The organism is Rheinheimera nanhaiensis E407-8 (assembly GCF_000296695.1).
Classification (GTDB): domain Bacteria; phylum Pseudomonadota; class Gammaproteobacteria; order Enterobacterales; family Alteromonadaceae; genus Alishewanella; species Alishewanella nanhaiensis.
Genome location: NZ_BAFK01000008.1, coordinates 1 through 24,177, shown reverse-complemented (window position 1 = coordinate 24,177; position 24,177 = coordinate 1). Strand labels below are relative to the sequence as shown.

Sequence of the window (24,177 nt, the reverse complement as noted above, 5' to 3'; positions counted from 1 at the left end):
GCGACGGTTAAAATGCATTGATTGCTCTGTTAGTCACTTTGGTTAGCAAAACGCCAATAGTAATAGCATGGTTATTTTTTAACTGCAACAGTATAGATGGCTAAAACTTAAAAATGCGCTTTTACCAGCAAGTTCACATTCGACTCATGGGTGCGAAACTGCGGACTGTCGGCAATACCGTATTTATTGCGCCAATACACATATTCCACGCCGACATAGAGTTTATTTTTCAGCTTAAACAGCGGGTGCAGCGCCCATTTCAGCTGCGACGTCATATTCATACTGGCGCTTTGATCGACAGTGGCACTGCTCCAATCCAAAAAGCCATCAAACAGAAACTGCTGCCCGCCCAGCGCAAACGGCACTGCCCAGGTGGTGGTAAGCTGCCAGTTATCGGCCACACCGTCATTATTGCGCCGGTAAAAATTTAATTTCAGATAACTAAAACCCGGTATGGCTAAATCGGTTGCTACGCCATATAAAAAATTGGTTTGCAGCGACGACATCTCCACCGTGCTGGTTAACAGTACATCTTTGATCACGCCATATTGCAGTGGTTGCTGGCTGAATTTACTCAGGCTGATACGGGGTGACCACTCGGCATAATTACTACGGCTGCCATTGTCGCCACGCAAATGATCTAGAAAGAAGAAACTGTCGCCCCAACTGGTGCCAGCGACATGTTCAAAGGTCAGCACCTGCTTGTCCGGGCCATCGACCCGGTAGTTGCTGCCATTAAGATAGGTCAGGCTAACATCCTGCCACAGTATTTCAGCCTGCAGCGGCAGTGTGGCTAACGCCAAAGTGGCTGGTAAATAGTATCTTTTCATCGCTTACACCTTAAATTGAGTAACCAGCGCCCGCAACTGCTCGGCGCGCTGTTGCAGCAGACTGATGGCTTCCAGTTGTTGTTGCGCATTCTGGTGAATACTGGCGGCGCTGTCGGAGATTAAATGCGCCGACTGGTTAATATGCTCTACCACTGTGCCCTGCTCCTCCGTGGCGGCCGCTACCTGATGGTTACCGGCACTGATTGCCTCAAATTTCTGTTTAATGCTTAACAGGGCCGCCGCCGATTGCTCGGTGTGGTCGGCCACTTGCTGGCTACTGGCTGTGCCCTGCTGAATAGCCGCAGTAGATTGCTGCGCGGTTTGCTGCAGCTGGCTGATCTGGTCGCGTATTTCCAGTGTCGACTCCTGGGTGCGCCGGGCTAAATTGCGCACTTCGTCGGCCACCACGGCAAAGCCGCGGCCCTGCTCGCCGGCGCGCGCCGCTTCGATGGCAGCGTTTAATGCCAGCAAGTTGGTTTGCTCAGAAATGGCGTTAATGACTTCGACCACCGAATTAATTTGCGAGGCCTGGTTGGCAAAATCGACTATGGTTTTTTCAATGTCGCCCATTACGCTGTTAAGCTGCTGCATAGTGCGCGATGTCAGCGCCATATTGTCATTGGTGCTGTGGGTGTCCTGCACCGCCGCTTCGGTGTCTTGCGCGGTACGATGGGCAATACCCGACACCTCAGAGATGGTCTGGCCCATTTCGGTAATGGCTGTCGCCACCTGATCGGTCTGAGCCCGCTGCAGCTCGGTCGAGCTAAAGGTGTCGTTCGCCAGCTGCGCCAGCTGCTCAATACCGGTTTTAATCGCAGTTTCGGTGTGCTGAATTTCGGCCACCAGCTCGCGGATCTTGCCAATAATGGCGTTAAAGCCCTTGGCCAGATGGCCCAGCTCGTTATCATGGCTGTCATCCAGCCGCTTGGTTAAATCGCCGCCGTCACCCGACATTTGCAACAGATTTTCACCAACCTGATAAATCGAGTTGCTCAGTGATTTGGCAAACATGACCGTCAACACAATACACAGCGCCGTTAGCATCAGGCTGGCAATGACCGAGAATGAAATCACGCTGTTAATGGCGCTGCTGATCTCCTGCGCCGGCAATACTGCCACCAGTTTCAGGCCGGTATCGCGGATATCCTGCAGGCCAATATAAACCGTTTCGCCATTTAACTCGCCCTGGCTCAGGCTAAAGCCGGTGCTGTGCTGCTTTAACAGGGCCGCTATGCTTTGGTATTGCGTTTGCTGGTTAATATTTTGCCGCACCAGGTTCAGCTCGCGGTGCACGGTAATCATGCCATTGGCATCAACCAGAAATAAAAAGCCGTTTTGGCCCAGCTTATACTCCGACACCAGACTGGCAATGGCGGATACATCGTAACCCAACCCGGCCACGGCAGCGCGCTTACCGGCAATATTGGCCGCTACATTGACAAACAAGGTTAACTTGCCGCTGCGCTCGTCGGCATCCAGCGACAGTTCGCGCTTATCACGGCTGTTTAAAAAGTTAAAAAACCAGCTATCGCGCGGCTCGCTGGCTGAGATGGTTTTAAACACCCCGGCTTGTGTGTAGTAAGTTTTGCTGAAATCCGACACCCAAAACAAGGTGGCGGCGCCGGCATCCTGTTGCAGCTGCTTAAAATAGGCCATTACCTGCTGATGGTTAGCCGCCGCGGTTTCACCTTGCTGCATCCAGTTATGCAGTAAGCTGTTCGCTGCCAGGTTTTCCGACAAGATAATAGGATGCATCAGCTCTGAGCGCACCTGCTCGGCGATACGGCCGACACTGTTGGGTAAATATTCCCGCTCGGTCTGGCCGTAGTACAGGCCGGAGAACTGGTTAATGTTAATCAGGGTAGAGATTAGGGTAAGCAGGGTCAGTGCCAGGGTAACAAAGGCAATAAAAACCGTGCGTAGTTTTAGCTTCTGCATAGCGGCTCCGTCGCGTTTACTGCTGTTATTTTTCAACTTAAGGCTAGCTTAAGCCTAGCAGCAAGATCAAATAAGGTGTTGAAATATAAGTAACTAAAACGGGTATTTATCGTTAACCACAGCACGCCAGACGAAAATTGCTTGCATAATGGCAGCAGGTTACATAAGATGCGCGCCGTCTTACCAAGTGCAATCGCACGAACGACTCTGCCCGGGTGGTGAAATCGGTAGACACAAGGGATTTAAAATCCCTCGGGGGAAACCCCGTGCCGGTTCAAGTCCGGCCCCGGGCACCATTTATTCTTTCCAATACAGAACAGCGACGCGGAATCGACAATATTTGGCGAAACGCTTTATTGTCAGCTATAGCTAACAGCAATAAACCAAATTTTGAGCACTGATTGCTAATGATGCAGAGGTGTTTATGTATATTCCAAAGTGGATGCTATCCATCTTTATCATGTTGTTTTTACTACTGTTAAGCTGGACTTGTAGTCTGGTAATGCAACGTAATCCTTTGCCGTTTCCTGATCCAGGATCGCGTATTTTTTCTACCCCCTCTGTCGAAGCCAAAGCCGCAGTGGTAGACCTGCTGACGCAACATGGCATCACAGAACGTTTTCAGGCTAATAGTGACGGTGTCCTGCGCTCTATTATGTGGGACGGCACCATTATCAACCAGCCAACACCAGAAGTGTTGCAAAAGGTGGGTAATGCCAGTGCCAGTATTGGCCTGGTGGTGGCAGACCCGGTGCAAAGTGCCAATAACGCCGCCAATTTCCTGCGCCAACGGGGCTTTCAGGCCGAAGTGGTGCTGGATGTAGAGCCCAGCTTGCCCATCGCGTTTGTGGTAACCAATGCGTTAAATGGCACTGTGTTGAACTTTCGCAAGCATATTATCCACCTGCCGAAACCAGATAGCCTGGAGCACTGAGGGTCAGATCCAAATGTGAATAGCAATCAGGCAAGCAACATCAGCTCAAACAACAGCTTTTGCAGGTTCTGCCTGCTATCCATCAGTAACAATAACTCGATACGTTTGTTTGCTTCATCCAGCCGGTAAAACACCACGTTATGTTGGTCAACCTGCCACTGGCGGTAGTCGGCGACACCCAGTGCCAGCAAACGCTCACTGATAGGTGCCAAGGTAGGATGGCTGGTCAGATCTTGTTTAATACGTTGCTTAATGTTAGCCAAGGTATTCTGCGCTAAAACACAGGAATACTTTTCGGTTAGAAATGCCTTGAGGCGTTGCTGTGATAATTTAAACAGCGGTGAAGCGACAACAATGTAAGAGCTACTCAAACGCTTGTTCCAGACTTAACTCAGCCCCTTGCAATGACTTTTCTGACAACTTCAGCATTTTAAGCAGCGCCAGCGTATCTTGCTGAAACTGATAATCCTGATAAGACTGCACCACAAAAGCCGGTTTACCATTTTTGGTTATTAATAGCTCTTCACGCAGCTCCAACGTGTTGGCATGCTCTTTTAAGTAGGTAATCGTTTCGGTTTGCATAGCAGCCTTTAAAAAGATTTTATTCAGACTGATTTAGCCTAGCAGATAATGTCTGGTTGCGCCAATCTGGCGAGGCTATAACTGACACTGCGCGCCGCTCTGCGTATTTTGCTGTGCCTGCTGAATTTGTTGCTGGCTATCACGCAGGTTAGCATCCTCTGGCGCCAGCTGCAGTGCCTGGTTAATCAGGTTGCGGGCTTGCTCATGGCAGGCCAGGCTGCTTAACAGCAGCGCATAGTTATTTAAATACGCGACTTGTTGCTGTGCTGCGCTAAGGCCTTGCTTAAACCAGTTGGCGGCCTGTTTCGGCTGCGCCGAAAAATAATGGTTACCGAGTAAAAAATACGGCAGCCAGTACTCTGGCCACTGCTGTGTTGCGGTGTTAAGCGCACTCAGGCCTGCGGCTGTCTGGCCGGTGCTGAGCAAATCCTGACTGGCTTTGGTGTATAAAAAAGCGTCAAGCTGCGCACTGATTTTGTCTGGCGGCAACATGGCCAGCAGCCAGTAGTTACCACGCTGCCAGGTGCGCTCAAAGGTAGCAAAATTAAGCCGGTGGTTGGGCGTTACCCCGGTGTGTAAAATTACCTCGCCTGCTTCAAGGTCGTAGCCAATCACCACCGCATAATGCCACTGCGGCCACCAGGCAATGCTGTTGTTTTGCAGTACTATAAGCGGTATATCTTCGGCCACCAGGCTGAGCAGCTGCACCATAGTGGCGCGCGGCTGCACATAGGCCAGCATGCCCAATTGCCGGGTGGCGGCGGCCATTTCAATTTGTAAGCTACCCTGACGGCCGGGAATAAAGGTGTTAGGGGCTATGGCTTCAGGGCTGGTGTTCAGGCCATAAAAGCCGGCCACTTCAGCCAGCGTTGTCGGGCCACAAAAGTAGTCTTGTTGCGGATAAAACGGTACCTGCGCAATAAGATGCTGGCGGGCAATATCAGGCGGCGCACTGTGTAACTGCCGGGTTTGTGGCGGTGTCTGGCAAGCCGTTAACAGCGCCAGCACAAATAGCAAACCAGCCCGCAGGCTGGTCTGGCGCAGTAAAGCTAACACCTGTTAAGAGTTGATCGGGCGGATAAACGGATACACATCAGTGATGCCCAGTACATCCAGTACCGCTATTACCACCAACACGGTAACGATAGTGCCCACAATACCACCTGCCGGCATCTCGTTCAGCTGAGTGTTTAATGCGTCGAGCTCAGCGGTAGTCATGGCCGCAATGCGCTGCTTGGCATCATCGGCATTAACGCCCAGCTCAATAAGCTTTTGCTGCACTTCAGCATTGTCCACCAAGGCTAATACTTGCTGCTGGCTGTACCGGTGTTGCTGCTGGGCGACCACCTCATCAGAGCCATAAAGGCCTGCGGATACCTGACAGCAGGTGAACATTAACGCGGCACAGGCCGTTAAAACAACAGAGGCTTTTTTCATTTACGGCGTCCTATATTTATTATTTTGACAAAATGGTGTTCTAAAGCCTAGTTGAAACAACAACCTGACGCAACACAGATTATAGCTCACTGCCTTAACGCAGCGATGTAATGCATTACGCCACCGAAGCCGGCTGCAGCTGCTGCCGGGCCGCCTGGGTTAGCGCCACCATCGCCGGGCGCACACTGGTGGCCGCCAGACAAGCGCTGGCAAAGCGGATAAAAAAGGCTTTGCCGCTGTAGCGCACATGAAAACCCTCTGCCAGCACATTTAACATCTGTACCTCGCCGGCAGCGGCAGACTGCTGATGTTGCAGGTTAAGTATTAAGGCCAAAGCATCGGCGTGGTCTGCATGCATATGGTCAATCATGCCACCGGCCTGCGCCTGCCAGGCCGGTGTCGGGTAGTGCCAGTCTTGTGCTTTAAACCAGTATATTTCGCCAAAACCACCGATATAGCGCACCCGGCTTGGCGTAATGCGGTAAAACTGAAAATCGTGTGCCTGTTTATAGGCTTCAGCCTGCGGATACAACTGAAAGTAGGCCTGCGCCTCGTCGCAGTTTTTACCCAATAGCTCAGCCTCACCCAGCACGGTCACCCGGGCATTGGCCTGGCTGTCATCCTGCGCGCTGTCAAACACACATAAACTGACTTTGGCATCGGCCTGCATATTACGACTGTGCTGGGCAATATCAGACGCATACAGCACCACACTGCCCTGCTCTGTCATCCAGTAGGGCGTTACCGAGCCAAAAGGGTAGCCCTTTAACGATAAACTCTGGGTGGATAATACGCCGCTGTGCTGCTGGCGTAGCAGGGCGCGGGCATTAAAAATATGTTGTTGTAGGTTGTCGGCTTGCATAAGAACTCCGGGCTAAAACAGTTAATAGTGAAAATAACGTCTACCGCTACTCGCATCATGTTGCAGCTGGCCTGCAACCTGATAACAGCGGCATAGGTTGGTTTGGGTAAAGCAGTGTGCGGCATCACCGGCCGCCAGCAACTGGCCTTGTTGCAGCAAAATAAACTGATCCGCCACACGGGCGGCCTGATTGACGTCGTGCAGCACCACCAGGGCGGTACCACCGGCGGCGACGAAACTTTGCAGCGCCTGGTAAAACTGGCGCTGCTGATAAATATCCAGTGCAGCAGTGGGTTCATCCAGTAACAACATGGCATGGCCTACCCCCTCTGGTGCCACCAGCTGTAACCAGGCACGGGCAAACTGTACGCGCTGCCACTCCCCACCCGATAAACGGGTAATGGGCTTATCCAACAGCGGCTGCAGTGCCAGGCGCTGAATAAGATGGCTGGCATGCGTCAGGCTTTGCACTTGGCTTTCCAGCCAGGCATGGCGTGCCAGCAGCAGGTAATCCAGCACCAGAAAGTCAAACACCGGCCGCTGTTGCTGCAGCATGAAGGCGCGCTGAGTTGCCAGCTGTGGCGCAGACCAGTGCGCCAACGGTTGTTGTTTAAACAGGACTTCACCCACTGAGGGTTGCAGCTCACCCGCCAGCAGGCTAAGCAAGCTGCTTTTGCCGGCACCATTGGCACCCAGCACTGCGGTTAAACTGCCCTGGCGGATGGTTAAACTCAGCTCACGCAAACGCTGGCTGGCGCCGCTGCCAACACTGACATTGGTTAACTTAAACATGGCGTGCCCCACGGCGGTACTGCAACAGCAAGTAGAGGAAAAACGGCACGCCCAGCATGGAGGTAACCAGACCAACCGGCAATTCGGCCGGCATAATCACAATACGGGCTAAGGTATCAGCGCCCGTTACCAGTAAGGCACCGGCCAGCGCGCTAAGGGGGATCAAGCTGCGCAAGTCTGGCCCAGTCAGCAAACGGCAAATATGCGGTGTCACCAGGCCGACAAAACCAACAATACCGGTAAAGCAAACACTGACGGCGGTTAGCAGTGCCACACACAATAAGCTAAGCCGTTTAATCTGTTGTACCTCTACTCCCAGATACTGGGCGTCCTGCTCGCCCCCCAGCATCAGGGTAAGCGCAGTGCGATAACGCCATAGCAGCAACAGCGGCGCGCTGACACCCAGAGCCACCAGCATCACCTGCGCCCAGTTACTGCCGGCATAGCTGCCCATACTCCAGAAGGTAATTAACCGCAGAGTGCCGTCGTCAGCAATAAAAGCCAGTAAGCCCATAATGGTGCCCACCAAAGCATTAATCGCCACTCCGGCCAGAATCAGCAATAAGGTGTTTAGCCCCAGTGCCGTGTGCGCCAGCCGGAACACCAGCAGGCTTATCAGTAAAGCACCAACAAAGGCCGCCAGCGAAAGCAGTACCGGCTGCAGCGGCGCTGGCAAAAACCAGCTGAGATCAAACACCATCACCAAAGCGGCAAACAAGGCCGCTCCGGAAGAGACGCCAATCAGGCCGGGGTCGGCCAGCGGGTTACGACAAATACCCTGCATTACCGCACCACACACGGCCAGGCCGGCACCGGTAATGGCCGTCAGCACGACTCTGGGCAGGCGAATATCCCAGATCACCTGCTGGGCAAAATTGCCGGGCCCGCCGTTCACGCCGCCCAGCAAGCTGGTAACAACCTCTGCTGCATCAATCGGCATAGCGCCCTGCGTTAATGACAGCAGCATTAACAGCACTACCAGCAATGCCAGTGTCAGCAAGGTGCGCCGCTGTTGGCGGCTTTTCTGCGCCAGAGCGGCCTGTAACTGCGCCGGCAACGGCAACACCGGGCCGCCCGGCTCAGCTGTTGCAACAAAAGAGCGTGATGACAGCTCACTCATCCGCCTTTCCCTTCGCCAACTGCTGTAACTGGGCAACCGCCTGCGGTAAGCGCGGGCTCAGTCCCATAAAAATCAGTGGGTCGACAATACTCAGCTGACACCCCTGTTGCTGCGCCCAAAACCGTAACGCCGGCAACTGACACAACTGCGCCGCGCTCTGGCCCGCAGCAGCGTGAGCCGGCACCAGCAAGTGCGTCGGTGCGCCAGCCATCAGCGCCTCGACCGACACCGGCTGATAGCCCGCTACTGCGCCAAATGCATTGGTGATACCGGCGCTGTCAAACAAGGCGTCTGGCATAGTATTGCTGCCTGCAGCCATTAAACCGCGCTCGCCTACCGACACCAGAAATGCCATGGCCACTGGCGTTACGTGCTGCCCTTCTAATTGGCTTAGCTGCTGACGAATCTCGGCCACTAAGCTGGCCCCTTGCTGCTGGCGGTTAAAGCGCTGGGCCAGGGTGGTAATTAACTGATACAGGCTGTCCGTTTGATAGCCATGTGGCACATTCACTACTTCTATCCCCATCGCGGCAATTTGCGCTAACACCTCTGCCGGCCCCATCTGGCTGTGGCCCACCAGCACGGTAGGCTGCTGCGCCAGTACCCCCTCCGGGCTTAGCTGGCGGTAATAGCCAATTTTCGGCAGGCGGGTGGCGGCTTGCGGATACACACTGGAGGTATCAACCGCGACCAGCTGCTCACCCAGGCCCAAGGCAAACAACACCTCAGTGACGCTGCCACCGGCGGCAACAATACGCTCTGGCGCTGCGCCAGCAGGGCGCACCACGAAAAGCAACACGACAGCAAGACACAGCAGCTGGGTGTAACGATACATTTCTCCACCTCGTTATTGCAAATACGAATAATTATCATTAGGATCCGATTCTCGCAAATAACCCAGCCATGTTCAAGAGGTAAAAATGATCAAGCGTATTCCCTGGCTCTGCCTGACAGCCGTATCGTTAAGCAACGCCATGCTGCCAGTAGTCTCGGCCGAAGAAGCGATAGAGCACATCAGTGTGACGGCCAGCCGCAGCGAACGCGACATTAACGAAATAGCGTCCTACGTCAGCTTTATCGACAGCGACACCATGCAGCAGCAGCTGATGACCGATATCCGCGATCTGGTACGCTACGAGCCCGGCGTCAGCGTGGAAGGTGGTGGTCGCTTTGGCTTAGCCGGCTTTAATATTCGCGGCATTAACGGTGACAGAGTATTAATGCTGCTGGACGGTGTGCCGCTGGCTGATGAGTTTAGCTTTGGCCCGGCATTATCAGCACGGCGTGACTTTATCGATATCGATTTGCTGCAGTCGGTAGAGATCATTCGTGGCCCGGCCTCAACCCTGTATGGCAGTGATGCTATTGGCGGTGTAGTCGCTTTTAGCAGCAAAGCACCGAAAGACATGGTCGCCACCGGCGAGTCCTTAGCCGGCAAAGTGAAACTGGGCTACGCCAGCGCTGCCGACGAAGGCTGGCTAAGCGGCCAACTTGCTGCAGTACAGGGCAACTGGCAGTGGTTACTCAGTGCCAGCCGCCGGCAGGGTAGTGAAACCGAAAGCTATTTTGACCATGGCCCAGAAACCGGCAGTGAGCGTCTGATGGCCGAGCCGCAGCGTCAGCGCAGCCAAAGTGGCCAGGCAAAGTTAATTTACAGCCCCTCTGCGACACAGCAATTCAGCTTTATCGCCGATCACTTGCAGGGCGACAGTAAAACCGAGCTGCTGTCGCAGGTTGGCACGCTGGTGCGCGGTGTCAGAATTGACGCCAGCCAGGGCGATGACCAGCGCCAGCGCAGCCGGCTACAATTCAATTACCAGTTTAACGGTGAGCTGGCCGCCTTTGATAAACTGCTGACACGGCTTTACTGGCAGCAGTCAGACACCGAACAAGACAGCTTTGAGCAGCGCTTTGGCGCACCAAGCCAGCAAGCCCCGGCCCCGATTGACATGCTACGCAGCCGCCATAGCGAGTTTAGCCAGCGTGCGCGCGGTGCCAGCCTGCAATTCGACAAAGCTTTTGCCAACCATTACCTGATTTATGGCTCAGAGCTGCAGCTAACGGACAGCAATTCGCTGCGCGATGGGGCCACCCGCCGTGCGGATAACGGCGACGTGCTGCCTGAGGGCAGCGTATTCCCGACCCGCGACTTTCCACGCTCAGCCGCGCGCGAAGTGGCCTTATTTGTGCAGGACGAAATGCGTCTGCTGGACGGCAAACTGACACTGTCACCCGGCCTGCGCTATGATAAATTTAACCTGTCGCCCAAAGCCGACGCGCTGTTTAGCAGCGCCAACCCCGGTGTTGAAACCCAGTCTTATTCCGACAGCGAAGTGTCGGCCAAATTAGGCGCGCTATACCGGCTTAATTCGCAGTACACCTTATGGAGCCAGTTTGCTGAAGGCTTTCGCATCCCGCCCTTTGACGATATCAACGTTGGTTTTACCAATTTTGCCGGCGGTTACACCTCGCTACCTAATGCCAATTTGGCGCCTGAACGGGTAAAAAGCTGGGAGCTGGGCATTCGCGCCCGGCTGGACAGCCTGGACTGGGAGTTAAGCCTTTACCACAACCGCTACGACAACTTTATTGAGTCGCTGGCAGTTAAAGGCTTTAACCCGGCTACCGGCTTGCTGGAGTTTCAGGCCCGTAACCTGGATAAGGTCACGATACGCGGCGCGGATGCCCGCATTAACTGGTACCCACTGCAACAGCACGCTTTACTTAACAGCCTGCGCGTCACTACCGCGCTAAGCTGGCTGGATAGCAAAGATAGCAGCACTGGCCAACCACTGGACTCCATCATGCCGCCACAGGCCGTGGTTGGGGTAGGTTACGGCTTACCGGATGATAACTGGTCACTGGAGCTGATCACCACAGCAGTAAAGCGCGCTACGGTAGCCCGGCCCGCTGAGGCGAATGCCACTCAGCCTTTTGCGGCACCCGGTTATGTTAGCCTGGATCTGCTGGGCCACCTGAACCTGGCCGCCGACTGGCGTTTAAATCTGGGGATATTTAACCTGACTGACCGCAAGATCTGGTCGGCATCTGAGGTGCGCGGGCGCTCCGTGGCAGAAAACCTGGGCCAGTTCACCCAGCCGGGGCGCAATATCACCGCCAGCCTAAGTTATCGCTTTTAACGCTGAGAAAAAGTGAATGCAGGCAGCAAATTTCCTGCTGCCTGCACTGTGTTACAAAAACTAAAACCCCGGCGCACTACTATGCCACGGCGTTTGGCGGCCGGCCAGCGCCAGTACAGATAGCACTAATTTCATCTGGTTTCCCTGTTGTTATGTTGCTGTTGTAAGCCAGTTTTTCGCCAGCGGCAACCGTTTAACGGCACTGCCGGCGTGTTTTGCCGACGAAAAGCGCTAAAACTGCGGTACACTTATAGCCAACTGAGTAAAGGAGCCGTTATGCCACGTTATTCTGCTGAATTTATTAAAGAGATGCCCAAATCTGATCTGCACCTGCATCTGGATGGCAGCCTGCGGCTGGACAGTTTACTTGAAATGGCCAAACGCACCGGCACTAAACTGCCAGCTGATAGTGTGGAAGGCCTTAAACAGCGGGTGTTTAAAGAAAAATACAACAACCTGGGCGAGTACCTGCACTGCTTTCAGTACACCTGCGCTGTGCTGCGCGATATGGAAAACCTGGAGCGCGCGGCCTACGAGCTGGCCATTGATAACCAGCTTGAAGGCGTTAACTATATAGAAGTGCGCTTTGCGCCGCAGTTATTGATTGATTTAGCTAACGGCATCGATTTTGACCGCGTAATGCATGCGGTAAATAACGGCCTAAAGCGGGCAATGAGCGAATACAACCGCAGCGAGGTGGTACTTAGTGGCCACAAACCCCCCTTTGCTTACGGCATTATTAACTGCGCCATGCGGATGTTTGGCGATAAAGGCTTCTCGCCCTATTACACCAACCTGTTTCAGCTGATGCGCGATTTTGCCCCGATGGATGTGATTAAACTGGCAGCAATGGAGCTGGTGCGCGCCAGTGTGCGGCTGCGTGATGAAGAAGGCGTACCTATTGTCGGGCTGGATCTGGCTGGCCAGGAAAGCGGCTACCCGGCCAGCAAATTTAAAGAAGTGTACGAGTATGCCCACCAGCATTTTTTGCTAAAAACCCTGCACGCCGGCGAAGCCTATGGCGCCGAAAGCGTGTTTGAAGCCATTACCGAATGCTATGCCGACCGTATTGGCCACGGCTACTCGATGTTTATCCCACAGATGATTACCGATCCGGATATTACCGATAAAGCCGCCTATATCCGCAACCTGGCCTCCTATATTGCCGATAAGCGCATAGCGATAGAAGTGTGCTTAACCAGTAACCTGCAAACCAACCCGGCGATTAGCGATATTAAGCAGCATAAATTTAAAGCCATGCTGGATAACCGCATGGCCACTGTCATTTGTACCGACAACCGCCTGGTGTCTAACACCACTGTCAGCCGCGAGTATCAACTGGCACTGGATAACTTTGATATACCGCTAAAGCGCTTAAAAGACATAGTGGCCTATGGCTTTAAAAAGAGCTTTTTCCCTGGCAGCTATGTGGAAAAGCGCGAGTACGCCAAGCAGTGTCTGGAATATTTTGATCGCGTAGCGCAGCGCTATGGATTTATTTAAATAAAATCAGACACATAAAATAGTGTCGCAAAAAGCATACAGCTTAAGTTATTGATTTATAACAGTACTCAAATTAAGTGCTATTAACTGTCGCCATTTAGCAACAGTTAATAGCCTCCCCTGCTAGCAACACCGCTTAGAGCCAATCTAAACCATTGTTTTTAAACAAATAAAAATCACCTTTCAACCTTGGCACGCTGTTTGTATTAGTTAAAGCACGCGACGTTACAGGAGAATGTCGCAAGCGCAAGCAACACTCATATTGCCTTTGCCACATTCTCCTTCAAACCGTGTTAACGCAGCCAACGACGTAACGGCTGCACCTAACGGAGGTGGTTATGGATTTGTTCTTATTAGGTACCGTACTGTTTTTACTGGCTAATGTTGCCGTAGTCATTACGATGCTGCGCCGGGTAAACCTGCATAACGACAGCGTGCTGGCGTGGGAGCAGGCACAATTGGCCACAGCACAGCCTGAACTGGTGCAGCCGCAGCCACAGGCGGTTTACACCCCAGCTTATCTGGCGAAAGCGGCTTAAGCCGCTACGCCCCCATCCCATGAGTTCAGCCTCAGTGCTGAATTTTTGTCAGGCCAGCACCCCACTGGCCTTTTTTTTGTGCCGCTAATGGCTTTTTTTTTTGCCGCTAAAATAAGGTATGCTTACAGGCCTTAGCATTAAGACATCAAACTATGCGCTTTTCATTGCAAACGGCGTCCCTGCGCCAGCTGGTACTACTGAGCTTTTTTCTCGCCCTTATTCCGGTAGCAGTACTGCTATGGCAAAGCCATAAAGCACTGAGTGGCGTCAGCCAGAACGCCGTGGCCGAGGCGGAAACCTCGGTGGCCAGTGTACGCCGGGCCGAAAATATGCAGAACCTGGTGGTCGATATCGAGCGCGCCGTGCGCCAGCATGCAGTGGTGAAAACCGATGCGCTGGCCCGGGTAGCACGCACCCACCTGGACAGCTATGGCACCTTGTTACAACAGGTATGCGACAATGTCGGTCAGCCACAGCTGTGCCAGCAGCAACAGTATCAGCTGGCCTTGCTGCTGGATAATTTCAATGCGCTTAGCAGCAGCGAGCTGGAGCCGGTGATTCAGCAGTTCCGCTTGCAGCAACAACAACTGACGCAGCAAATATGGTTATTGCTGGAGCAAAACCTGCAGCAGCAGCAACGCTTTGTCGTAGCAAGCCAGCAACAGCTGGCCTGGCAAACGGTGGCACTGGTGCTGCTGACACTGTTGCTGGTGCTGTGGGCATCGGGCCGCATTACCGCGCCGGTGCGCAAACTGGATAAAATGATCCGCGCCATTGGCCAACAACATCAGTTTCCGGATGAAAAACTGACCGGCCCGCGCGAGCTGACTGAACTGGGCGAGCAATTACGCTGGCTTAGCTCACGCTTACAACAACTGGAAGCGCTGCGGCTGATTTTACTGCGCCACGCCTCGCATGAGCTAAAAACGCCGCTGTCGAGTATCCGTGAGGGCTGCTCGCTACTGAGCGAACAACTGGTTGGCCCGCTTAACGCCCAACAACTGGAAGTGGTTGGCCTGCTAAATGGCAGTGCCGACCGCTTAAGCGTCCTGACCGAACAACTACTGGATTACAACCGGCTGCTGCAACAGGCCAAGCCCGAGCCCGCCTGGCACTCGCCGCAGCAACTGTTTACCGACTGCTTTAACGACCATGCGCTGTCGCTGCAACAGCGCGGCCAGAGTATTGAACTTAGCTGCAGCTTAAGCACCATATACACAGACGCCACCCTGTTTCGCCGCATACTGGATAACCTGATTAACAATGCCCAGGCTTATGGTAGCCAGGGCAGCCCGGTGTGGGTGAAGTTGTATCAGCAGGAACACCAGCTGGTGTTAGATGTGGCCAATAATGGCAACCCTATTCCCACTGCGCTGCGGGAAAAACTGTTTGAGCCGTTTCAGCGCGGTACCACACCCAGGTTTGACTCGGTGCAAGGCTCGGGGCTGGGGCTGTCTATTGTTGCCGATTGCGCCCGCTTATTGGGCGGCCATGCTGATATAGTTGATGTGATTTACGCCGATGTCTGTATCCGGGTTCGGCTACCATTGTTAGAGGAAAAACCCGCATGAAAACGTCCCTGTTGCTTGCCAGTCTGCTGCTGTTAACAGGCTGCCAGTTACCGCCACCACCCGAGCCGGTAACACCACAACCGGTGGAGCCACTCGAAGCCGAGCCACAGCCGGTGCAGCTGCCTGAGCCAGAGCCGGTGGCAACCCCCCTGGCGATCAGCGACGATGCCGCTACCCTGCAAGCCTGGGTGAATTACCGCGCCAGCATGCTAAACCGCATTAACGAAGAGCGTGAGCTGTTAAATGCCAGTACCGAGCAGGACGAGGTGTGGCAGCTAAAACGCACTATCTTGCAGTTACACCCCGACACACCCTACCTGACCAGGCTGAGGCTGCAAATGCAATCGGCTGAGCAGTTGGCCACCTTGCCGGCGCCGCTGGCAGCATTGCTAAGCTGGGATCTGGCCTTTAACCAAAAGCTGTTAGAGGCGGAATCGGCCGTTAGTGCCCTGACCCGGCTTAACGCCCAGCAGCATGATAACGTCGAGCGGCTGCAAAAAATTAATAAAGAGCTGCAAAAGAAAATTGATGCCCTGACCCAAATTGAAGCCCAGCTAAACCAACCCGCCGTGGTGCAAGAGGATAACAATGGCCAGCCCTAAACCGCGTTTATTACTGGTAGATGATGATCCCAGCTTGTTGCGCTTACTGACCCTGCGCCTGGAAGGGGAAGGCTATCAGGTGATCAGCGCTGACAGCGCCGAGGCAGCGCTGCCACTGTTGGCGAAAAACAGCGTAGATGTAGTGCTAAGTGACCTGCGCATGCCGGGGCTGGATGGCATGAGCCTGTTTGATGAAATTGCCAAACGTTACCCTGGTTTGCCGGTGGTGCTGATGACAGCGCACGGCTCTATCCCCGAGGCAGTAGCCGCCACCCAGCGCGGTGTATTTGGCTTTTTAACCAAACCGCTTAATACTGCCGAGCTGCGCGACATTCTGCAAAATGCCGTGCATCAATCGGTGCCGGAGCAAGCCGAATGGCGGGAAGAAATTATCACCCGCTCGCCGCTGATGGCCGAACTGCTGGAGCAAAGTTACCGGGTAGCGCAGCGCGATGTCAGCGTGCTGATAACCGGTGCCAGCGGTACCGGTAAAGAGCTGCTGGCGCGCGCCATTCATAAAGCCAGCCCACGGGCCGGCAAACCCTTTGTTGCCATTAACTGCGGCGCCCTGCCCGAACATCTGCTTGAGTCTGAGCTGTTTGGCCACACCAAGGGCGCCTTTACCGGCGCCGTCACCGAGCATGGCGGCCTGTTTCGCGAAGCTGACGGCGGCACGCTGTTTTTAGATGAAATTGGCGATATGCCGGTCGCCTTACAGGTAAAACTGCTGCGCGCTTTGCAGGAGCGGCAAATCCGCCCGGTCGGCAGCAGCAAAACCATCCCGATCAATGTACGGGTGCTGTCGGCCACCCACCGCGACTTACAGCAGGCGATGCAGGATGGCAGCTTCCGTGAAGATTTATACTACCGGCTGAACGTAGTGAACCTGCAATTGCCAACCTTAGAGCAGCGGCCGGAAGATATACCACTGCTGGCACGCCATGTACTGCAACAAAGTGTCGAGCGCCATCAGGTTGATGTGACCCGTTTTTCTGACGATGCCATGCAGCTGCTGGCCACCGCCAAATGGCCGGGCAACGTACGTCAGCTGGTTAATGTGGTGGAGCAATGCGTGGCGTTAACCCACAGCCCGGTGATTGGTGCCGCGCAGGTCGAACAGGCGCTGTCGCAAAACAGCAGCTACTGGCCCACCCTGACTGAAGCGCGCGATCAGTTTGAACGCCAATACCTTATCCGGGTGCTGCAAATGACCGAAGGCAACGTCACCCGCGCCGCCGAGCTGGCCGGGCGCAACCGCACCGATTTTTATAAACTACTGAAAAAACATGAACTAAGCGCGGCACAAGTGACCGAGCAGCAAGACGAGGCTGAATAAGCATGACCGCCATTACCCCACCCGATGCGCATTTAATTGACGATGAGCACAACCCCGAGCTGATTAAAGCGAAAATTATCAGCGAAACCGCCCGTATCAGCTGGCTGGAACTGCAAAAGTTTTATGCCGCTGGCAGCGTTATCAGCGTCGCGCCAGAGCTGGATCTGGTTGACGTGGCCTTTGCCTTTAGCCGTGATGATAAAACCCGCGTCGCCGACTGGCTGGCCGCCGGCAGTGTTAGCCGCACCAGTGAACAGCAAGCACAGCAGTGGTATCAGCAGCAAGCCGAGCTGTGGGCGGTGGTGATATCCCCCTGGGTGCTGGTACAGGACAAACCACTGACGCAGCAGCTTAATTAAGCTGCTACACTGGCACAACGCAGCCGAAAAACAACACAGCCTATGTCAGAACTGTACAAAAAAAGCAGCAGCTCACGGGTCACCCTATCGCAGCTGATGCTGCCATCGCACTCTAATTTCAGCGGTAAAATTCACGGTGGCTATTTGTTGTCACTGATGGACCAAATCGCCTTTGCCAGTGGTTCTAAATTCAGCGGTAAATACTGCGTTACCGCCTCAGTCGACCGGGTCGATTTTCTCAACCCGATTGAAGTCGGCGAGCTGGTCACCTTAAAAGCCTCGGTTATCTTTGTTGGTAACAGCTCGATGGTGGTAGGCATTCGGGTAGAAGCGCAAAACATTCAAACCGGTAAGGTAAAGCACTGTAATTCCTCGTACTTTACCATGATTGCCAAAGACGCAGCGGGCAACAACGCCCGGGTACCACGGCTGATTTTAACCAGCAAAGAAGAAGTGCTGCGCTTTGTGAAAACCACCCAGCGCTTAAAACTACGCCACAGTTACGCCGAGCTATGCGCCGACTTTGACGGCGATATGCAGCAAGCCATCGCGCAAATCACCGCCGATTATCAGGTACAGGTGCAACTGGCTTAATAGCCCGCCGCCTGGCCGTCTTTACGCGACTCAGATGCGCCAACCCAAACGCCGTTGGCATGGTCGCGCATAATGGCCTGATAACCGCCATAGCCGCCTAAACCGTAGCGCACGTCATGGCCTTTTTTCATCAGCTCGCGCACGGTGTCATAAGGCACACCGCGCTCAACTTCAATATAACCGCCGTTTTGCAGATACATGTCGCTGCCATCGGTCGGCTCTGTGCTGCCTAAATGCTGCCAGCGCGCCGCGTCACCGGCTTCCTGCAGGTTCATGCCGTAGTCGACCATATTCACCAGCACCTGCACATGGCCTTGCGGCTGCATAGCGCCACCCATTACGCCGTAGCTGATTAGCGGCTTGCCATCTTTGGTAATAAAGGCCGGGATAATGGTATTAAAGGGCCGCTTGCCGGGCGCGTAGACATTGGCGTGTTTTTTATCCATTGAGAACAGCTGGCCACGGTCCTGAAACACAAAACCCAGCCCCGGCACCACGACGCCGGAGCCCATGCCGCGGTAGTTACTTTGAATAAGGGAGACCATGTTGCCGTCTTTATCGGCGGTGGTCATATAGATAGTATCACCCTCGTACAGGTGCGGGTTACCGGCATCAACCCGTTTGGCGGCTTTATCACCGATCAGTTTGGCACGCTCGCGGCCATAGGCTTCGGAGATTAAACCCGCAATTGGCTGCTTGGCAAAGTCACTGTCGGCATAAAACTTCGCCCGATCTTCAAACGCCAGTTTTTTCGCTTCTACCATCAGGTGCAGGCTTTCTGCGCTGTTAAAGCCGGCGGCTTTTAAATCAAAGTTTTTCAGAATTTGCAGCATTTGTAGCGCCGCTATGCCCTGACCATTGGGTGGCAGTTCCCACAGCGTATAGCCTTTGTAATCGACACCCAATGGCTCTACCCAATCTGAGCGGTGGTTAGCAAAGTCAGCAAAGCGCAAATAGCCGCCATTGGCGCGCATAAAACGGTCTATCGCTACGGCTATCTCTCCTTTGTAAAACGCATCGCGGCCACCTTTTGCCAGCGCTTTGTAGGTATTAGCCAGTGCCGGGTTTTTAAATAGCTGGCCTTTGGCCGGTGCCTTGCCGTTGAGGGTAAAAGTGCCGACAAAGTCGCCCGGCTGCGGGCTGAGTACTGGTACACTGCGATCCCAGTAATAGGCAATTAACTCACTGACCGGGAAACCGTTGTCGGCGTAGCTGATAGCGGGCTGAAGAATATCGGCCATTGGCAGGCGGCCAAACTTTTTATGCAGTTCAAACCAGCCATCCACCGCGCCGGGCACGCTGATTGGCAACATGCCATGTGGCGGCAAATCGGTGCGGCCCAGCTTTTGTAACTCGTGTGCCAGCATGTCATAACTTAAGCTTAGCGGTGAGCGGCCAGACGCATTTAGCCCGTGCAGCTTTTGCGACTTTGCATCCCAGACGATGGCATACAAGTCGCCACCAATACCATTACCAGTGGGCTCCATCAGGCCCAACGCTGCGTTAGCGGCAATAGCTGCATCTATCGCGTTACCGCCTTGCTGCATAATTTGCAGCGCAATCTGGGTCGCCAGCGGCTGGCTGGTGGCGGCCATCGCCTGCTGCGCTATCACCTCTGAGCGGCTGGCAAAGCGCTCGCCGGTAATACGATCATAACTGTGCGCACCACTGCTCAGCGCCAGTGAAAACCCTACCCCTAAGCCAAGTAACAGACGTTTCATAACAGACTCTCTATTTTTTGTTGTGGCTAAACCTTAACCAGCTGCGCCTTACCATACCAGCAGTTTACGACCAGACCAAGGCAGCATGCGACGTTTATGCCCGGCAGGCATGTGCACTTAGCTGCTGCTGTTGCGCACTGCTCAGGGCAACGGCTTTATTGCTGGCGTAATCAAATTGCACCAGCACGGCGGTACCCGACACGGTTTTTACGCCGTTTTGCCAGGCTTCCTGATAGACATCAAACGAGCTGTTGCCAATACGGCTGATGTAGGTGCGCAGCTCAACATCGGCATGAAAATGGGTTTGGGCGTGATAATCCAGTTTTACGCTGGCGACAATTAACGGCCACTGTTGTAAATTAAGCTCTGGTGTAAAAATTTTGAAAACATCACGTCTGGCGCCTTCAAACCAGACGGCAAACACCGTATTGTTGATATGCCCCAGCGCATCCGTGTCAGAGAAACGCGGAGTAATAATTTTTTGCCACATAAGGGATCCCGATGACTGATTTTATTGAAGTGTACGATAATGCGTTAAGCGAACAATTTTGCCAACAGCTGATTAACGTGTTTGAACAAAGCCCGCACAAAGCGCCGGGTCGCACCGGTGGTGGAGTCGACCCCAGCAAAAAAGTCAGTACCGACCTTTACCTGTATCAGCATGCCGAGTATCAGGAACTGCTAAAAGTGATCTGGCAGGCCACCACCCACTACGCCTGCGAATACTTTAAAAAGTACCATTTCGCCTTGATAGGCCCGGTCGGCTTAACCATAGCGCACCCTGATACCGGCAAACCGGTTGCCATTACCCATGATAATTTTGCCGAGCTCGGCCAGCCCAAAACGCTGGATTTTATGCGGGTGCTGTTTCGGCTGGGCAATATTCAGGCGCAAAAATATCAGGCCGGGGTGGGCAACTATGGTTACTGGCACAGTGAAGTGTACCCGCAGCAAGGCAGCACTGAACCGCTGCACCGGGCGCTGCTGTTTATGTTCTATTTAAATGATGTGGCAGAAGGCGGCCAGACAGAGTTTTATTACCAGAACAAAAGCATTCAGCCAAAAACCGGCCGCATGGTGATAGCGCCGGCCTACTTTACCCACACCCACCGTGGCTGCATTCCGGTATCGAATGACAAATATATTTTGACCAGCTGGATTTTATTTAACCCGGCCGAACAAATTTATGGCCCGCCACAGCGCTGAATATTAAAAAAGCCCGGTCGGGCTTTTTTAATAAAACTGTGTTAGAAGTCTAACCGATACCCTACTGACAAGGTACGGGGTTTACCCGGTTGGATACCACCATTAGCCCGGTTAGCGATATAGGCCTTATCCAGCAAGTTGTCGACATTCATATACAGCTGCTGATTAGGGGTCAGGTGGTACTTAGCGGACAAATCCAGCATAACACGGCTGTCAATAGCGTCTAAGCCGACATCGTCCAGGCTAGCATGTGACGATGAGACATAGCTTAGCCGCGCCAGCACAGAATAATGCTCTGCCACCATACCGGTTTCCAGGCTGGCCTGATGCTGCGGTACATAGGGCATCTTATCGCCATGTTCGACCGAGCCGAAAATATCACTGTCAAAATTTGACTGAAACTCGCTATCGGTGAAGGTGTAGCTCAATTTTATCGGTATCAGGTAGTGCTGATGCTGATACTGATGATAGCTGCTGAACTCCACGCCATTGACCAGTACCTCACCAAAATTATACTGATCACCGATGTTGTCCGGGTTACAGCCGGTACTGGCCCGACAGTTACCGTGCATATTGTCGTAATGCGAGCTGAATAACACCACTTCTGCGCGGCGGCTACCTTGCTGATAGCGCACACCCAGCTCGGCGTTCAGGCTTTCTTCCTCTTCCTGCTCGGCGTTGGCCGGCGCTGCCGGTGAGAAACCTTTTTGTACACCAGCCAGCAGCACCACAGTGTCATTCAGGCGATAGGTCATACCAATCGAAGGCAACACTATAGAGCTGCTGGCTTTACGCACAGTGGACGCACCATTGCGATCCGGCGCACGGTTCCAGTTTTCCGCTTCGGTATCGATAGCTTCATAGCGCAGGCCGCCACTGAGCACCAGCTTATCGATAGCCCACTCGTCATGCACGTACAACGCTAATGCATCGGCCGACGCTGTACGGTTATCCTGGGTCCCCGGTACGCCGGCGCTGGTTAGCGTCATGCTCAGGTCCTGCTGCAGCAGATAAATATCATCCCACTGAAAGCGGTCTTCTTCATCCTGATGCAAACGCCCACCAAAGCTCAGCTGATGCGCCCCCAATGGCAACGCAAATTCAGATTGGATGCCACTGCCTTTATAGTTGCGGTTGTTAGCGCGAACGCTGACATTGATGCCTTCTGCCGTAGGGTTGGCCTCAAACGCAGAATAGGCCTGCAAATTTGTCAGCCCCACCTGATTGGCTTTATACCAGTTGCGGCTGAAATCATTGTAGTAAGCGGTGGTGCTCAATTGAGCTCCGTTGGCCAAATCGTACTGATAACTTAACTGATAGCCGTTGTGCTCGGTGTTCATTACATCGTGTTGCGAGGCCGCATAACGACGATAAGGCGCTGCCTGATAATCGGCATCGGTTAAGCCGGCGTAGGTTTCATTCGAAGTTTCATCGGCATAGCTTAACTTCAGCTGCAGTTTGTGTGCGTCAGCAGCGCCAAAGCGGCCAGCAATTTTGGTCAACAGATCGGTTTTTTCAAAGCCGGTGTCGGCGCCGTTGGGCAAGTTTTTAAAACCATCAGCACCGTAGTGATAACCTTCTATCACAGCGCCCAATTTGTTACGCTCGCCGCCAACAAAACCATGCAGTTTACGAAAGCCATCTTCGCCCAGCGCACCGTCCACTCGCCCGGCCAATGCTGTCTGCGGAATGCTGCGCGATACCAGATTTACCACGCCGCCGGTACTGCGGGGGCCGTATTTTACCGAAGACGAACCTTTAATAATCTCTACGGCTTCCAGCCGGCCGGTGGTAGGGAAATAATAGGCTGCAGGTGCAACATAAGGCGCTGGCGCAATCAGCACACCATCTTCCATTACGGTAATCTTGTCATTACGGCCAGTACCGGTGCCGCGCATGCCAATATTCGGTCGCAGGCCGTAACCATCTTCTTCCTGCACATAGACGCCCGGCGTAGTGGCCAGCACCCGCGATATATCGGTATAACTGAACTGTTCCAGTTCCTGCTGTGAAATATAGCTGGCTGAGCCAGGCACCGTAGCAGCTGCCTGCTGTGAGCCTAAAATGCTAATGCGTTCAATAGTGCTGATGTCCGTCTCTGCCTGCACCGTCAGAGCCGGTAATAAAGCCACAGTTAACAGACTAAATGACAAGCTTTGCATACACACTCCTTTGTCGGTATTCACGCTCATGTGAGCCATTACAGCATAGCAAATAATACGAATCCGTCTTATTTATATCACGAGTACTGTTAGTACTACTCTGCCGGGGATTGAAGCTGTTGTAGCGGCAAAAAAAATGGGGTCAGAGAACACTGACCCCATTTTAGTGTGAAGCTACATTAGAACTGGTAACGCACGCCCAGCTCGAATGAACGCTCTGGGCCAACGTAAATACCCTGACGCAGGCCAGTGATATAACGCTTATCGGTCAGGTTTTTCACCGCACCAAATACGCTGACGTTATCGGCCAGATTGTATTGCGCTGTGACATCCAGCACAGTGTACGATGGCATTAAGCCGCCCCAGATACCGCCGGCGGCATTGGCCGGAATATCTTCACGGTTGCTGGGGTCACCATATTGCTCACCGCGGTGGTGCGCGCTAATGGCGGCGGTTAATTGCTCCAGCTGGTAAGTCAGTGCCAGGTTGGCAATAAACTTCGGTGCATACGGCAGACGGTTGCCGGCGTTATCACCGGTTTTAAACTCTGACGTAGGTACCCAGGTAGCGTTACTGTCCAGGCTGAACCCACCGCCTAATTGATAACCCAGCATAAACTCCATACCACGGTGCTCGGTTTTGCCGGCGTTTGACTGTGACAAGGCCGGGTCGCTGTTACCGGTAACCACCTGATTGCTGAAGTTCATCACAAAAGCGGCCACTTCATAGCTTAGTGCGCCGTCTTTACCACGCAGGCCAAGCTCAAAGTTGGTTGAGCGCTCACCGTCTAACTGCTGATCGGTCAGGCCGTCCAGTGCCACACCATTAGAAGCTGGCGAGAAAGCACGGTATACACCACCGTACAGCTGGGCAGCGTCGGTTAAATTATAGGGGGCACCTACACCGGGCAACCACTCGGTGTTGCTGGTAGTGGCTGTTGCGTTATCGG

At 53.6% G+C, this 24,177-nt stretch carries 24 protein-coding genes and 1 tRNA gene; 11 read left to right on the top strand and 14 right to left on the bottom strand.

Going from position 1 to position 24,177, the window contains the following annotated elements:
• Positions 1-107: 107 nt before the first annotated feature.
• Entirely contained in the window at positions 108-830 is a 723-nt protein-coding gene (locus tag RNAN_RS08190) for a DUF5020 family protein (RefSeq protein ID WP_008220642.1), read from the bottom strand.
• A gap of 3 nt (positions 831-833) precedes the next feature.
• The gene (locus RNAN_RS08185; RefSeq protein ID WP_008220640.1) at positions 834-2,768 is read right to left on the bottom strand and encodes a methyl-accepting chemotaxis protein; all 1,935 of its coding nucleotides are present in this window, start codon (positions 2,766-2,768) and stop codon (positions 834-836) included.
• A gap of 209 nt (positions 2,769-2,977) precedes the next feature.
• Here RNAN_RS08185 and RNAN_RS08180 point away from each other — a divergent pair.
• A tRNA-Leu gene (locus RNAN_RS08180) sits at positions 2,978-3,064 on the top strand.
• 128 nt (positions 3,065-3,192) lie between these two features.
• Entirely contained in the window at positions 3,193-3,702 is a 510-nt protein-coding gene (locus RNAN_RS08175; protein WP_008220638.1) for a hypothetical protein, read from the top strand.
• A gap of 26 nt (positions 3,703-3,728) precedes the next feature.
• Here RNAN_RS08175 and RNAN_RS08170 read toward each other — a convergent pair whose 3' ends face one another.
• The 8 genes from RNAN_RS08170 to RNAN_RS08135 all read right to left on the bottom strand — a co-directional run bounded on the left by RNAN_RS08170 (position 3,729) and on the right by RNAN_RS08135 (position 9,330).
• Entirely contained in the window at positions 3,729-3,965 is a 237-nt protein-coding gene (locus RNAN_RS08170) for a hypothetical protein (RefSeq protein ID WP_008220637.1), read from the bottom strand.
• Between the two features lie 100 nt (positions 3,966-4,065).
• Positions 4,066-4,284 carry a type II toxin-antitoxin system Phd/YefM family antitoxin gene (locus tag RNAN_RS08165; RefSeq protein ID WP_008220636.1) on the bottom strand — a complete coding sequence of 73 codons (219 nt, stop codon included), beginning with the start codon at positions 4,282-4,284 and terminating at the stop codon, positions 4,066-4,068.
• 75 nt (positions 4,285-4,359) lie between these two features.
• The gene (locus RNAN_RS08160; RefSeq protein ID WP_008220635.1) at positions 4,360-5,340 is read right to left on the bottom strand and encodes a PA2778 family cysteine peptidase; all 981 of its coding nucleotides are present in this window, start codon (positions 5,338-5,340) and stop codon (positions 4,360-4,362) included.
• Between the two features lie 3 nt (positions 5,341-5,343).
• Positions 5,344-5,721 carry a PA2779 family protein gene (locus RNAN_RS08155; protein WP_008220634.1) on the bottom strand — a complete coding sequence of 126 codons (378 nt, stop codon included), beginning with the start codon at positions 5,719-5,721 and terminating at the stop codon, positions 5,344-5,346.
• Between the two features lie 115 nt (positions 5,722-5,836).
• Positions 5,837-6,583, bottom strand: coding sequence for a HugZ family pyridoxamine 5'-phosphate oxidase (locus RNAN_RS08150; protein ID WP_008220632.1), 747 nt, complete (start codon positions 6,581-6,583; stop codon positions 5,837-5,839).
• 21 nt (positions 6,584-6,604) lie between these two features.
• Positions 6,605-7,375, bottom strand: a complete 771-nt coding sequence (locus RNAN_RS08145) for an ATP-binding cassette domain-containing protein (RefSeq protein WP_008220630.1) — start codon at positions 7,373-7,375, stop codon at positions 6,605-6,607.
• Positions 7,368-8,495 (bottom strand): FecCD family ABC transporter permease, encoded by a 1,128-nt coding sequence (locus RNAN_RS08140; protein ID WP_008220628.1) that lies wholly within the window; start codon positions 8,493-8,495, stop codon positions 7,368-7,370. Before RNAN_RS08140 ends, RNAN_RS08145 begins: the two co-directional genes overlap by 8 nt.
• Entirely contained in the window at positions 8,488-9,330 is an 843-nt protein-coding gene (locus RNAN_RS08135) for a heme/hemin ABC transporter substrate-binding protein (protein ID WP_008220627.1), read from the bottom strand. Before RNAN_RS08135 ends, RNAN_RS08140 begins: the two co-directional genes overlap by 8 nt.
• A gap of 85 nt (positions 9,331-9,415) precedes the next feature.
• Here RNAN_RS08135 and RNAN_RS08130 point away from each other — a divergent pair, with 85 nt between their 5' ends.
• The 8 genes from RNAN_RS08130 (at position 9,416) to RNAN_RS08095 (ending at position 18,139) form a co-directional block, all read left to right on the top strand.
• A complete protein-coding gene (locus RNAN_RS08130; RefSeq protein WP_008220626.1) occupies positions 9,416-11,635 on the top strand; it encodes a TonB-dependent hemoglobin/transferrin/lactoferrin family receptor in 2,220 nt (739 codons plus the stop codon).
• 276 nt (positions 11,636-11,911) lie between these two features.
• Positions 11,912-13,138 (top strand): adenosine deaminase family protein, encoded by a 1,227-nt coding sequence (locus RNAN_RS08125; protein WP_008220624.1) that lies wholly within the window; start codon positions 11,912-11,914, stop codon positions 13,136-13,138.
• Between the two features lie 338 nt (positions 13,139-13,476).
• Positions 13,477-13,677, top strand: a complete 201-nt coding sequence (locus RNAN_RS08120) for a hypothetical protein (RefSeq protein ID WP_008220623.1) — start codon at positions 13,477-13,479, stop codon at positions 13,675-13,677.
• 152 nt (positions 13,678-13,829) lie between these two features.
• On the top strand, positions 13,830-15,248 hold the full coding sequence (locus RNAN_RS08115; protein ID WP_008220622.1) for a sensor histidine kinase: 1,419 nt from the start codon (positions 13,830-13,832) through the stop codon (positions 15,246-15,248).
• Positions 15,245-15,850, top strand: a complete 606-nt coding sequence (locus RNAN_RS08110; protein ID WP_008220621.1) for a hypothetical protein — start codon at positions 15,245-15,247, stop codon at positions 15,848-15,850. The genes RNAN_RS08115 and RNAN_RS08110 overlap by 4 nt, the downstream gene beginning before the upstream one ends.
• Complete coding sequence (locus RNAN_RS08105) at positions 15,837-17,186, top strand: sigma 54-interacting transcriptional regulator (RefSeq protein WP_008220620.1); 1,350 nt, start codon at positions 15,837-15,839, stop codon at positions 17,184-17,186. The genes RNAN_RS08110 and RNAN_RS08105 overlap by 14 nt, the downstream gene beginning before the upstream one ends.
• A 2-nt stretch (positions 17,187-17,188) precedes the next feature.
• Positions 17,189-17,545, top strand: coding sequence for a DUF2288 domain-containing protein (locus RNAN_RS08100; RefSeq protein ID WP_008220619.1), 357 nt, complete (start codon positions 17,189-17,191; stop codon positions 17,543-17,545).
• Positions 17,546-17,587: 42 nt separating this feature from the next.
• Positions 17,588-18,139: an acyl-CoA thioesterase gene (locus tag RNAN_RS08095; protein ID WP_008220618.1), complete on the top strand. Its 552-nt coding sequence runs from the start codon at positions 17,588-17,590 to the stop codon at positions 18,137-18,139.
• Here RNAN_RS08095 and ggt read toward each other — a convergent pair.
• Both ggt and RNAN_RS08085 read right to left on the bottom strand, forming a co-directional pair.
• Positions 18,136-19,860, bottom strand: a complete 1,725-nt coding sequence (gene ggt, locus RNAN_RS08090; protein WP_008220616.1) for a gamma-glutamyltransferase — start codon at positions 19,858-19,860, stop codon at positions 18,136-18,138. The genes RNAN_RS08095 and ggt overlap by 4 nt on opposite strands.
• Before the next feature lie 94 nt (positions 19,861-19,954).
• A complete protein-coding gene (locus tag RNAN_RS08085) occupies positions 19,955-20,350 on the bottom strand; it encodes an acyl-CoA thioesterase (RefSeq protein ID WP_008220614.1) in 396 nt (131 codons plus the stop codon).
• Between the two features lie 11 nt (positions 20,351-20,361).
• Here RNAN_RS08085 and RNAN_RS08080 point away from each other — a divergent pair, with 11 nt between their 5' ends.
• Complete coding sequence (locus tag RNAN_RS08080; protein WP_008220612.1) at positions 20,362-21,066, top strand: 2OG-Fe(II) oxygenase; 705 nt, start codon at positions 20,362-20,364, stop codon at positions 21,064-21,066.
• A 41-nt stretch (positions 21,067-21,107) separates the two neighbouring features.
• Here RNAN_RS08080 and RNAN_RS08075 read toward each other — a convergent pair whose 3' ends face one another.
• Together RNAN_RS08075 and RNAN_RS08070 are read right to left on the bottom strand one after the other, a co-directional pair.
• Positions 21,108-23,228 (bottom strand): TonB-dependent receptor family protein, encoded by a 2,121-nt coding sequence (locus RNAN_RS08075; RefSeq protein ID WP_008220610.1) that lies wholly within the window; start codon positions 23,226-23,228, stop codon positions 21,108-21,110.
• Between the two features lie 179 nt (positions 23,229-23,407).
• Positions 23,408-24,177, bottom strand: a 770-nt coding sequence (locus tag RNAN_RS08070; protein WP_040551893.1) for a TonB-dependent receptor domain-containing protein, incomplete at its 5' end; no start/stop codon positions are given.